9 protein-coding genes are annotated in these 13,096 nt (G+C 41.2%); 7 read left to right on the forward strand and 2 right to left on the reverse strand.

The features are described 5' to 3' along the window. The first annotated feature begins 229 nt into the window (after positions 1 to 229). Both EL244_RS02225 and EL244_RS02230 read left to right on the forward strand, forming a co-directional pair. Positions 230 to 493: a helix-turn-helix domain-containing protein gene (locus tag EL244_RS02225; protein ID WP_006816086.1), complete on the forward strand. Its 264-nt coding sequence runs from the start codon at positions 230 to 232 to the stop codon at positions 491 to 493. Positions 494 to 818: 325 nt separating this feature from the next. Continuing rightward, positions 819 to 1,706, forward strand: coding sequence for an N-acetylmuramoyl-L-alanine amidase (locus EL244_RS02230; RefSeq protein ID WP_006816085.1), 888 nt, complete (start codon positions 819 to 821; stop codon positions 1,704 to 1,706). Between the two features lie 39 nt (positions 1,707 to 1,745). Here EL244_RS02230 and iclR read toward each other — a convergent pair whose 3' ends face one another. Then, positions 1,746 to 2,576, reverse strand: a complete 831-nt coding sequence (gene iclR, locus EL244_RS02235) for a glyoxylate bypass operon transcriptional repressor IclR (protein WP_006816074.1) — start codon at positions 2,574 to 2,576, stop codon at positions 1,746 to 1,748. A 256-nt stretch (positions 2,577 to 2,832) separates the two neighbouring features. On the opposite strand from iclR, the gene metH reads away from it, so the two are divergent. The 4 genes from metH to EL244_RS02255 all read left to right on the forward strand — a co-directional run bounded on the left by metH (position 2,833) and on the right by EL244_RS02255 (position 9,496). After that, on the forward strand, positions 2,833 to 6,516 hold the full coding sequence (gene metH / locus EL244_RS02240; RefSeq protein ID WP_126458394.1) for a methionine synthase: 3,684 nt from the start codon (positions 2,833 to 2,835) through the stop codon (positions 6,514 to 6,516). A 51-nt stretch (positions 6,517 to 6,567) separates the two neighbouring features. After that, the gene (locus tag EL244_RS02245) at positions 6,568 to 7,158 is read left to right on the forward strand and encodes a hypothetical protein (protein WP_172597493.1); all 591 of its coding nucleotides are present in this window, start codon (positions 6,568 to 6,570) and stop codon (positions 7,156 to 7,158) included. Positions 7,159 to 7,352: 194 nt separating this feature from the next. Beyond that, a complete protein-coding gene (locus EL244_RS02250) occupies positions 7,353 to 8,915 on the forward strand; it encodes an SEL1-like repeat protein (RefSeq protein ID WP_126458411.1) in 1,563 nt (520 codons plus the stop codon). Positions 8,916 to 9,262: 347 nt separating this feature from the next. Next, positions 9,263 to 9,496 carry a hypothetical protein gene (locus EL244_RS02255; protein ID WP_006816070.1) on the forward strand — a complete coding sequence of 78 codons (234 nt, stop codon included), beginning with the start codon at positions 9,263 to 9,265 and terminating at the stop codon, positions 9,494 to 9,496. 86 nt (positions 9,497 to 9,582) lie between these two features. Here the strand turns inward: EL244_RS02255 and lysC are convergent, their stop codons facing one another. Beyond that, a complete protein-coding gene (gene lysC / locus EL244_RS02260) occupies positions 9,583 to 10,950 on the reverse strand; it encodes a lysine-sensitive aspartokinase 3 (protein WP_126458414.1) in 1,368 nt (455 codons plus the stop codon). 388 nt (positions 10,951 to 11,338) lie between these two features. Between lysC and pgi the strand changes: the two genes are divergently transcribed. Then, positions 11,339 to 12,985, forward strand: coding sequence for a glucose-6-phosphate isomerase (pgi, locus tag EL244_RS02265; protein ID WP_126458416.1), 1,647 nt, complete (start codon positions 11,339 to 11,341; stop codon positions 12,983 to 12,985). The last annotated feature ends 111 nt before the right edge of the window (positions 12,986 to 13,096 follow it).

Here is a 13,096-nt window from a genome sequence, read left to right on the forward strand (position 1 = left end):
AATTAAAACTAAGAGGTTAAATATGAATTTTAGTGTTTATGGAATGAGAAAAATATTAAAAAGCAATGAATTACAAATTAGACAAGCTAAAGAGACATTTTAATTATTTACTATTCACCTTATTCCCTATCAATTAATATACTTTCAATTGTTTATAACTATTTCAAAATGGATGAATTATTTTTATAATAATTGAAAGAGTTAATTTTTACTTATATAAGGGGTAAATATGTACGTAGTGGGAAAACAAAATATCTATGCAGTATTAGGTAACCATTTACGCAAAGCACGAGTAAGTAAAGGGTTGTCTGGACAAGAGCTAGCCGGAATTATTCAATTAAGTCAGCAGCAAATATCTCGTTATGAACTCGGCATTAATAAACTTAGTTTAGATAAATTAATCGAAATAGCGATATTTTTGGATATTGATATTAACGAGATCACAAAAATGATAATAAAACAATTTGAATGGGAAAGAGAAATTGCCGCATAAGCGGTATAATAATCAAATAGTTTTAATGTTAAAATATACTACGATAGCATTAATGTGATTTTTTATAGTGAAAATTAATTATATTATTAATCGTAATAATATAATGAGTTTATTGGTTGAACTAATAAAGTAAATAAAAACACTATTAGGTTAAAATATTTCACTAAAATGTTTTTATTTTCTCTATTTCTGATAATCCTATTTCATCATTTATTATAAATTTTGTTTATATTTAATACCGCTATTGAGAGACGTTTTGATAGTGTTATCGATAGCGGTGTGATTAAATGAGCGACAATTCAAGATGGAATAAGGGTCATTTCAAATGTATAGGGCGATATGGATATCTATTATATTCCTACTCGTTGGCTGTTCAACAACACCGTCAAAAACGGGTTACTTCCTAGACCAAAGCCACCCATCACGGAATACCAGTGAGCGCATTCAGTATATTGTTTTGCACTACACGGTTTCTGATGATGCCCATTCGATTAAGATTTTGACCAAAGGAAAGGTGAGTTCCCACTATCTTATCCCGAGCCAGCCTGAACAAAAAAATGGACAGCCTGTTATTTTACAACTCGTTCCTGAGCGTTTGAAAGCTTGGCATGCGGGAGATAGCCGTTGGCAATATCATCATAGTCTGAATGACAATTCGATAGGCATTGAAATCGTTAATGAAGGCTTAGTGAGAAAAAATGGTCAGGATATTTGGCAACCTTTCAATGATTCCCAGATTGATGCTCTAATTCCATTACTCAGTGATATTATGCAGCGCTATGGTATCCCGCCTGAAAATGTGATTGGACATAGTGATATTGCGCCATTACGTAAGCAAGATCCTGGGCGAGCATTTCCATGGCAAGCATTAGCATTGCATGGCATTGGTGCATGGCCAGATCCACAAACGGTGACAAAGCATTTAGCTGGACGTCAGGTTAACGCGCCTGCGAATGTTTTGCGTCTGCAAAAAGCTTTGAAATTTTATGGGTACGCAGGGATACCGCAAACGGGTAAGCTAGATGCAGAAACTAAAAGAACGCTGCGGGCATTTCAATTGCATTTTCGCCCAAGAGATATTGATGGGTTAGCCGATGCAGAAACTGAAGCAATTGCTTTGGCACTGATTGAAAAATATCGCGATATGCCGAAATTTATGCACGTTTTGAAGTCGAATAAACCGGATAATTCATCTAATCAGCAAGGTGATTAAGATGTCGAGTGCGGGGGATCCCGCACTGTTTAGTCAGCCTTAGCGGTTTGCACCATACTCATGGCTGATCTCTTTAGCGGCTTTGATCACCATCGCGCCTAATTCCGTAATACGATCGTCAGTGATCCGCGATAGCGGTCCTGAAATCGAAATCGCAGCAAATGCTTCCTTATGCTCATCATAAATACACGCACCGATACATCTCAATCCTAGTGCATGCTCTTCATCATCATAAGAAAATCCCTGTTTTTTAGCTTGTTGTAGATTCTCTTTGAGCGCAGATGGATTAGTCAGTGTGTGTGGCGTATAGCTGTGGAGACCTTTTTTACTGAGTAATGGAATTAATTGATCTTCAGGAAGATTGGCAATAAAGGCTTTTCCGGCTCCAGAAGCATGCAATGGTAATTTCCCGCCAATCGGCGCAGACATTCGCATTAATGCATTACACTGTACTTGATCAACAATAACCGCATCGTATTCGGTGTAGTCTAAAATCGCTAAATTAACCGTTTCCCCTGATTCATCCATTAATCGGCGTAATATCGGGTGTACTAAGGCTAATAAATTACGGCTCTCAAGGAAGCTACTGCCGATGATAAATGCATGGGAAGCGATGACCCACAAACCGAGATCCCCTGTTTGGCGCACAAAACCATGCTGTTCAAGCGTCATTAACAAACGGTGGGTTGTGGAGTTAGGAAGCCCGGCTTGTAATGCGAGGTCAGTTAAGGCGATCCCCCCAGTAGATTCAGAAATATATTCCAAAAGTGTCAGCCCGCGACTTAAAGATTGGACTTGTCCGGCTGCCGTGGCACCGCTAGCGGGACCTTTTGCCTTCTTTATTTTTTTAGTAATTGGTGAAGCCGCCATTAGTGTCTCCTGACAGGAATGAATATTCGTTTCTATTATGAATGATTTCACTGCAAAATACTCATCGGATCAGTGAAAAGTTAGATCTGCAACAACCTGAAAAAGTCTCATCATAAGCAAACATTTTATGGCAATAAGTTATGGTAGGATGTGATTTATACAAATTTAACTTATTTCTAATTCAATTAATCATCAGGTCGTTGACACTCTAGAGCTTATTGAGTCGAAGGATTTTAACTTTCAGGAGGACAGTGCAGTGTCCAGCAAGAAAAATCAATTAGAACAACAATTAAAAAACCGAATTTTAGTCCTAGACGGCGCAATGGGCACCATGATCCAACGCCATAAACTCACAGAAGAACAATTTCGTGGGGAACGTTTTGCCGATTGGCCCAGTGATGTAAAAGGCAACAACGACCTACTCGTCCTTACCCAGCCTGATATTATTCGCGATATTCATCATCAATATTTTGCGGCGGGTGCTGACATTATCGAAACCAACACATTCAACTCCACGACGATAGCGATGGCGGATTACAAAATGGAATCCCTTTCTGCTGAAATCAACGAAGTGGCAGCACGAATTGCTCGAGAATGTGCGGATGAATGGAGCCGTAAAACCCCTGAAAAACCACGTTATGTTGCGGGTGTTTTAGGTCCAACAAACCGTACTGCATCGATTTCTCCAGATGTTAATGATCCCGCATTTCGAAATGTGACATTTGATCGGCTGGTGGAAGCTTATCGCGAATCTACTCGCGCATTGATCAAGGGCGGTGCCGACTTGATCATGATCGAAACCATTTTTGACACACTGAATGCCAAAGCGGCGATCTTTGCGGTAGAAACGGAATTTGAAGCGTTAGGGACTCATTTGCCAGTGATGATCTCAGGGACGATCACTGATGCCTCCGGCCGGACATTATCGGGGCAAACCACGGAAGCATTTTATAACTCATTGCGTCACTCTCAGCCGCTATCTTTTGGCTTGAACTGCGCTTTAGGTCCCGATGAATTACGCCAATATATTGCCGAACTATCGAGAATATCGGATTGCTATGTGAGTGCTCATCCTAACGCAGGGCTACCAAATGCCTTCGGGGAATATGATCTTGATGCACAAAACATGGCGCAGCAAATTCGTGAATGGGCGGAAGCGGGTTTCTTGAATATTGTTGGTGGCTGCTGTGGGACAACGCCGCTTCATATTCAAAAAATGGCGGAAGCCGTTGAGGGTATCAAACCTCGTCCATTGCCTAAATTACCCGTGGAATGTCGTCTTTCCGGTTTAGAACCACTGAATATTGGTGCTCAGTCTTTGTTTGTTAACGTAGGCGAACGCACAAACGTCACTGGCTCGGCTAAATTTAAGCGCTTAATTAAAGAAGAAAACTACCAAGAAGCGTTAGATATTGCGCGTCAGCAAGTGGAAAGTGGGGCGCAAATTATCGACATCAACATGGATGAGGGGATGTTAGATTCCCATGCCGCCATGGTGCGTTTCCTTAATTTGATCGCCGGTGAACCCGATATTGCCCGTGTGCCGATTATGATCGACTCCTCGAAATGGAGTGTGATTGAAGATGGCCTGAAATGTATTCAAGGTAAGGGGATCGTAAACTCAATCTCTATGAAAGAAGGTGTGGATACCTTTATTGAGCATGCCAAATTAGTCCGTAAATACGGTGCCGCAATGGTAGTCATGGCATTTGATGAGGTAGGTCAGGCAGATACCCGAGAACGTAAAATCGAAATTTGCCGTCGGGCTTACCAAATCCTCACTGAAACGGTCGGTTTTCCGCCAGAAGATATTATTTTCGATCCAAATATTTTTGCTGTCGCAACCGGAATTGAAGAACATAATAATTATGCTGTTGATTTTATTGAGGTGTGTAAAGACATCAAACAGCAGCTTCCTCATGCACTGATTTCTGGTGGTGTCTCTAACGTATCTTTCTCATTTCGCGGAAATGATCCCGTGCGCGAAGCGATCCATGCGGTATTTTTATACTATGCGATCCGTAATGGGATGGACATGGGGATAGTGAATGCGGGACAGTTGGCGATTTATGATGATCTTCCCGCAGAGTTAAAAGATGCGGTAGAGGATGTGATCCTTAATCGTCGAGAAGATGGCACTGAACGTCTGTTAGACCTCGCGGAAAAATACCGTGGAACGGGCGGGCAAGAGCAGCAAGTCCAACAAGCGGAGTGGCGCAATTGGGAAGTAGAGAAGCGCTTAGAATATTCTTTGGTTAAAGGGATCACCGAATTTATTATTCAGGATACGGAAGAAACTCGTCAACGTGCCGCGAGTCCAATTGAAGTCATCGAAGGCCCGTTAATGAACGGAATGAATGTGGTTGGCGATCTGTTTAGTGACGGGAAAATGTTTTTACCGCAAGTAGTGAAATCTGCGCGAGTCATGAAACAGGCGGTTGCTTACCTAGAGCCTTATATTCAAGAGCTAAAACAGTCGGGAAGTAGTGCTGGAAAAGTGTTGCTTGCCACGGTTAAAGGCGATGTTCACGATATCGGCAAAAATATTGTCGGTGTGGTTTTGCAGTGTAATAACTATGAAATCATTGATTTAGGCGTGATGGTGCCTTGCGAAACAATCTTAAAAACAGCCCGTGAAAGAAATGTGGATATCATTGGATTATCAGGATTAATTACTCCATCTCTTGATGAAATGGTGCATGTGGCGAAAGAGATGGAAAGGCAAGGATTTACGCTGCCACTATTAATTGGTGGCGCGACAACCTCAAAAGCGCATACCGCGGTAAAAATTGAGCAAAACTATTCTGGCCCGACGACATACGTACAAAACGCCTCGCGTACCGTCGGTGTTGTTGCCGCTTTACTGTCGGATACCCAAAAAGAGGAATTTGTGGCGCGTACCCGCCGTGAATATGAAACCGTGCGCCAGCAATATGCACGTAAAAAACCAAGAACGCCACCCGTTGAGTTAGAAGTCGCCCGAGCAAATGGTGTAAAAATCGATTGGGATAACTATCAACCACCTACGCCGAAGTTTTTAGGTGTGCAAGAAGTCACGGCTTCTATTGAGACGCTGCGTGAGTATATCGATTGGACACCATTCTTTATGACGTGGTCGCTGGCAGGTAAGTACCCACGTATTTTACAAGATGAGGTAGTTGGTGAAGAGGCGCGCAGAGTCTTGGCAGATGCGAATGCCATGTTGGATGAACTCGATCGCCAGAAATTGCTTACGCCAAGAGGTATTTTTGGTATTTTCCCTGCTAACCGAGTACAAGACGATATAGCGATCTACGCATCATCTGCCCGTGATTGTGTGAAAGCAGTTTCCTTGAATTTACGCCAACAAACCTTAAAAACTGATTTTCCAAACTATTGTTTATCGGATTTTGTTGCACCAAAAGAGAGCGGAAAAGCGGACTATATTGGCGCATTTGCGGTTACGGGGGGGTTAGAAGAAGATGCGTTGGCTGAACAATATGAAAATGCTCATGATGATTACAACAAAATCATGCTCAAAGCGCTGGCGGATCGTTTAGCTGAGGCCTTTGCGGAATATCTTCATCAGCAAGTGCGCATCCACTATTGGGGTTATGCGGCAGAAGAAAGCTTAAGTAATGAAGAGTTGATCCGTGAAAATTATCAAGGGATCCGTCCTGCTCCAGGTTATGCAGCTTGCCCAGAACATACTGAAAAGGAAAAAATCTGGCAACTACTGAACGTTGAAGAGAACATTGGTATGCAGCTCACCAGTTCTTACGCAATGTGGCCGGGGGCATCCGTATCAGGCTGGTATTTTAGCCATCCTGATAGTAAATATTTTGCAGTTGCTCAGGTACAAAAAGATCAAATCGAAGATTATGCGAAGCGTAAGGGAATGAGTATCGCGGAATTAGAACGTTGGTTAGCGCCTAACTTAGGATATGATCCAGAGGATTGATTTTTAAATCATTCGCCTCCATCTTATAGGTAGTATATTTATTGGGAGCAAATGATGAGCTATGAATTTATAATTGAAGGAAAACTGCCATCATCGGTAGTTTATCCTTATCAGATCCAAAATAATGCTGCGCCAGATACCTTTATGATGAGTGAAAACGCAGTGAGCGCCATGATGAGTATTTTACAAATCATGGATAAATTGGATACTGATGATTCATTGACGGAACATTGTTTTAATCGGATTTGGTTGAAAAGCGAACTTACCCCTGCTCGAGCAGAAGAAGTTTATCTTTTCTTAGAAAATCAGGAAAGCGTCGAGCCGGTGCCTTCGGAAGAAGAAATTGCTGCTTTTCATCAAGCTCAACAGGATGAAGACAAGTTATTGTCCCAAGAAAGTCCTAAAGACGGAATGGTGCCTGTCCATAAATTTGCTACAAATGATGGTTGGTTAGTGACAGCAAAAGAGTGTGCATTAATTGCTGAAGTATTTTCTGTGGAGTTGGTGAGTGAAAACCATTTTGTGGTTTCTCAAATATCGACTCTGTGTAAAATGAGCCATCCAAAATTAGAATTATTATTAATTGAATGGGGTAAATTTAATTTATTTGCCAGCAAGCATGGCGGATATAGAGTTAATTAAATATCTCGTTCAGACAATACAATTATTAATCCTTGGGTGATCAGTTCATTTTATGACCAATGATGATGGTCACCCAAATTATTTTCTTAAAATAACCCTTCAATTGATTATTTTCTGCTTATAGTCCTTATGATTTTTGTATGGTAATGATATCTTATATAGCTCTGGTCAATGCCAAGCTGTGAGTAAATGTCATGAAATTGCCTTCTCTATTATTCGGTATCTGCGCTATTTATATTCCTTATGTTAATGCAGAGTCTGTAGAGATAAATATGACGAATGAGAAACTCTCAGCGGCATCGTCATCAATACCTTCCTCATCAACGATCTTACCTGTTGTTTTAGCGCCACAAACGGATGCTGTAGTGGTTGAACCATTACCCAAAGTGACAGAGCAAATAGATCAAAGCCATCTTCCTGTTGATTTTCAAAATAGAATTAAAGAAGCTAATAATGGAAAAATCGACGCGATGATCGATGTGGGTGTGGCTTATTTAGATGGTGCAGAGTTTCTAGAGGCCGATGAGAAAAAAGCGTATTACTGGTTCAAGAAAGCCTCTGATTTAAATAGTACAGATGGTGATTATTATATTGGTATGTTAGCTCAGCGTAAAAATGACTATGAGCAAGCTTCAAATTGGTATCGTAAGTGCGCAGAGAAAGGGGATGCTTACTGCCAATATGCCATGGGATACCTGTACGAACGCGGTCTTGGTGTACCAAAAGATTATAAGCAGGCGCGGGCGTGGTATTTTGAAGCCGCAGAACAAGATCAAGAATATGCTCAGTTTGCTATCGGTTTATTTTATCACGATGGCTTAGGGGGCGATGTTGACTATGCTAAAGCCTATACGTGGTATGAGCGTAGCGCTCAAAATGGAGTCGCTTCCGCGGTCAATAACCTTGCTGTGATGTATGAAAATGGCGAGGGTATGGAAAAAGACGATGAGTCTGCCATTTATTTGTATCGCGAAGCAGCGAATATGGGGTCATCAATAGCTCAAAAAAACATGGGAGACTTTTACCAAAAAGGTCATCCATTAATAGAAAAAAATAGCTATCAAGCGGTCTACTGGTATAAGCGAGCGGCGAATCAAGGAGAGCTAGGGGCTCAATATGCATTAGGGCAAGCCTATGAAAAAGGCGATGGCGTCGGGCAAGATTTGGCTGAAGCTTTCGCATGGTATCAGTTGGCAGCAGATAATGAATCTGCAGAGGCGGCAATGAGAGTTGCTGAGTTTTATGAAAAAGGCTTAGGCGGTGTCAAGCAAGACATGGCTAAAGCGATCCAATGGTATATGGAGTTGGCAGAATCAGACATTACTGCCGCTCAATTAAAAATGGCAGATTTATACCTTTCTGGTCAGTTAAAAAATGTGGATATTCAGCAGATTGTTAAATGGCTACAAATGACTGAAAAGGACAACATGGAGGCAAAAAATCAGTTAGCGATTTTTTACCTCACAGGAACTGGGGTTGCTCAAGATAGTCAAAAAGCGCGTGAACTTCTTGAAACCGCCGCATTTAAAGAAAATAGTGATGCACAGAATAACCTTGGGGTGATGTATGCCAGAGGGGAAGGTGGCACTAAAAATATTTTCCGGGCGATTATGTGGTTTGAGCGAGCGGATGCGTTGGGAAATATCACGGCCAAAAATAATCTCAAATTATTGCAAGAAGAGAGCGCCACTAAAGGAAGTATGTTGCAGTACACAGAAAGTGTGAAAAATTCCGTATCTACTCAATTAGTTCATTAATCAATAACATAATCATCCTAAGCCAGCAGTAATATTAAAATTGCTGGCTTCCAATCCATAAATTCATTATTTGATTTCTTATTAACCGCCTATAAATATCATTTTGATGTCATTTGTAAATATCTTTCTTTGATATTTTCTGAGGCGTTTTTTAGAATAAATCCGTAATAACCTTTGATGAAATAAGACTATCCATAAATTATGGCTTAAGGATATACGTTAAATTTATTTTCATAATGAAGTATAGTTTTATAAACTAGAAAGTCGTTGAACATTTATTGTAATTGTCTCCATTAGATTAATGTCATTAAAGTAGTCGTTACTGAGTATGAAAAATGAGGTGTTACATGAGCACTTATTGTTTTTTTACTAAATCCGATGAAGTTGTGGCTTTAGATGTTAGAAATACCGAGAGGGTCTCAGCGCTTCTCCAAGCGGGTTATCAACGTCAGTTTGAAGAGCTAGAAGCTAATTCGGAAGAGCTGGCGGTAAAGCGCTTTGCAAGTATTCGTAGCGGAGAAGAGCAGAGTGTCAGCGAGTCAGTGTTTCATGGGCTAATTACGTCGTTTTTAAGCCGATAGGTAGTTTATCTTCAGGAATAGCATTCCTTGCGGTTACATGTTTAACGGGCAATGACGCCATTGCCCGTATCCATCCTAAATCATCGTTATTCAAATAAATTACTGTGTAAAGTACGCACAATCTCTTCTGCATCGTCACCGGGGACTAATAAACAGATATTGTGGCTGCTGGCTCCATAACTGATCATGCGAATATTAAATGACTCTAAGACGCCAAAGATTTGTTTGCCTAACCCATTAACTTGAGAAAGCTGGTTACCAATAATCGCGACTAGAGCGAGATTTTCTTCAACCTCCACACGGCACAGAGCAGACAATTCCGTCATTAATGCATTAGTCAGTAAGCTGCCATTGGTGCCCGTCGACCCTGTAGTATCTAAGGTTAGCGCTACACTGACTTCTGATGTCGTAATCAAATCTACTGAAATATTGTGGCGCAATAAGATAGTGAAAATCTCGGCTAAGAAACCACGGGCATGGAGCATTTTCAGACTATGCAATGTCAGTAATGTTTGTTTGCGGCGCAGTGCCAACGCTCTAAATTGTGGTGGGTTGACGGTTTGGTCACAGACGATAGTTCCACCGGCTTCAGGTGCTTTGCTCGATCCCACAAAAACTGGGATGCCCGCACGTACAGCTGGCAACAAGGTGGCTGGATGCAAAATCTTCGCGCCAAAGGTTGCCATTTCAGCGGCCTCATCAAAGGCGATTTCATCAATACGCTGTGCATTCGGCACGACACGAGGGTCGGTGGAGTAAATCCCTGGAACATCAGTCCAGATATCCACTCGGGATAGATTTAAAACTTCAGCCAATAGTGCAGCGGTGTAGTCACTACCGCCACGACCTAATGTTGTGGTACGTCCTTTGTCATCACGACCAATAAATCCTTGCGTGATGACAACGGAATCAGGCAAACGAGGCAGTAAGTGTTGCTGGGCTAGCGCTTTAAGCTGTTCGAGATCAGGTTCCGCGCGACCAAACTGTTCATTTGTTCTCATGACCTTACGCACATCAAACCATTGTGAATGGCTATTACGCTGGCGCAGAACTTCGACAAATAATAGCGTCGACATAATTTCGCCGTGACTGACCATCTCATCCGTTAATGCATCGGATGTGGCTAAGGATGCGGAATCAGCTAAGTGGGCAATATTTTCCAGTAATCTATCGATCTCTTCGCGGATCACATTTGCGGTTTGCAGATGATCTATAATGTCATATTGGATCTGTTTAACTTTTTGCAGTAGCTCGTTGCGTTTGTCGGTATCGCAACCTTCCGCAAGCTCGATCAATAAGTTAGTCACTCCCGCACTGGCTGAGAGTACGACAACGCGAACATGGTTATTTGCCAGTACGATATCCGCACTTTTGTTCATAGCCTCAAAGTTGGCGACACTAGTTCCACCAAATTTCGCGATAACAAACTGATGACTGTCAGCTACTGTATTCATGATCCCAATCCCTTTAATTAAACAGCCTGCCTTAAATAATTTATGATCCCAATATAATTCATGTGGAACTTGCGGAATAAGTCGCTCATCAACAGCTTGAAATATGTTGGACTTATAGATTTATCCAGTTTGGCACTTATCGTCAATGATGAATCGAGGTAAATCAGTAATTCTAATGATGAGTAATAGATTATCGGTTTTTTCAATGTCGATCTTATTCATCTGACTAAATTATTGCAGAATGAATAATTTTGAGGACAGTTGCGGCGAGGTTTGGGAGAATAGGCCTAACAGCAGTAGATAATGAGAACGCAGAAAACCGATAAGCTTCGTTTTCTCGACGAGTTACAATCTATTTTAATTTGAAATCGTTTTGGGAGTGTTATCCATGAAAAGTATCAATCCAAGCCAAACGGCAGCATGGCGGGCGCTAGAACAGCATTTTGCACAAATGAAAGATGTGCATATGCGAGATTTGTTTGCACAAGATACACAGCGCTTTACGAAATTTTCAGCCACATTTGATGACCAAATCTTAGTGGATTTCTCCAAAAACCGTATTACACAAGAAACATTGGACAAACTTTTGGCATTAGCCAAAGAGACAGAACTTGAAGATGCAATCAAAAGTCTGTTCAGTGGTGAAAAAATTAACCGCACTGAAGATCGTGCTGTATTACATACTGCACTGCGTAACCGTGATAACACTCCGATATTTGTCGATGGTAAAGATGTGATGCCGGAAGTGAATGCAGTACTGGAAAAAATGAAGCAATTCAGTACCCGCATCATTAGTGGTGAATGGAAAGGCTATACCGGTAAAGCCATTACAGATGTGGTGAATATTGGGATTGGTGGTTCAGATTTAGGCCCTTTTATGGTGACTGAGGCATTACGCCCTTATAAAAACCATTTAAATATGCATTTTGTTTCTAACGTTGATGGCACACAAATCGCAGAAACGTTGAAAACGCTGAATCCAGAAACAACGCTATTTTTGATCGCTTCAAAAACATTTACTACACAAGAAACCATGACCAATGCGCATTCTGCTCGTGATTGGTTAATGACGTTTGCCAAAGATGAGAAACACATCGCCAAGCACTTTGTTGCGTTATCCACTAACAGTGAGCAAGTGGCGAAATTTGGTATCGATACCAACAATATGTTCGAGTTCTGGGACTGGGTAGGCGGTCGTTATTCTCTGTGGTCTGCAATTGGTTTATCGATTATTTTATCTATTGGTTATGATAATTTCGTTCAGTTACTGAGCGGTGCACATGCGATGGATAAACATTTCAGCCAAACGCCACTGGAAACAAATATCCCAGTATTATTAGCACTGATTGGCATTTGGTATAACAATTTTTTCGGCTCAGAAACTGAAGCGATTCTGCCATACGATCAATATATGCACCGTTTTGCTGCCTATTTCCAACAAGGTAATATGGAATCTAACGGCAAGTACATCGACCGTAATGGCAAGGCGGTGACTTATCAAACAGGACCAATTATCTGGGGCGAACCGGGAACCAATGGACAACATGCATTTTACCAGTTGATCCACCAAGGTACTAAAATGATCCCATGTGATTTTATTGCGCCAGCCGTGACCCATAACCCATTGGGAGACCATCACGACAAACTACTGTCTAATTTCTTTGCTCAGACTGAAGCATTAGCTTTTGGTAAAACCCGTGAAGTTGTGGATGCTGAATTTGCCGCTCAAGGTAAAAGTGCTGAAGAGATGGAATATGTTGCACCTTATAAAGTTTTTGAAGGTAATCGCCCAACCAACTCCATCTTACTGAAAGAGATTTCACCATACTCTTTAGGGGCATTGATTGCGATGTATGAGCATAAAATCTTTACCCAAGGGGCAATCTTAAATATTTTCACTTTTGACCAGTGGGGTGTCGAATTAGGTAAGCAATTAGCGAGCCGAATTTTACCTGAATTGGAAAATAGTGATTCAGTAAATAGTCATGATAGCTCGACGAATGGGCTGATCAATTGCTATAAAAACTGGCGTTAATGTTGGTTTTTTAATCCATTAACAGCCTGTGTTAAGCAGGCTGTTAGGATCCTAATAAAAAAGAAAAAATTCGCTAACTCATTATAAATAAAATAAATTTTACAAAAATTT

It is taken from the genome of Providencia rustigianii, assembly GCF_900637755.1.
GTDB classification, from domain to species: Bacteria; Pseudomonadota; Gammaproteobacteria; order Enterobacterales; family Enterobacteriaceae; genus Providencia; species Providencia rustigianii.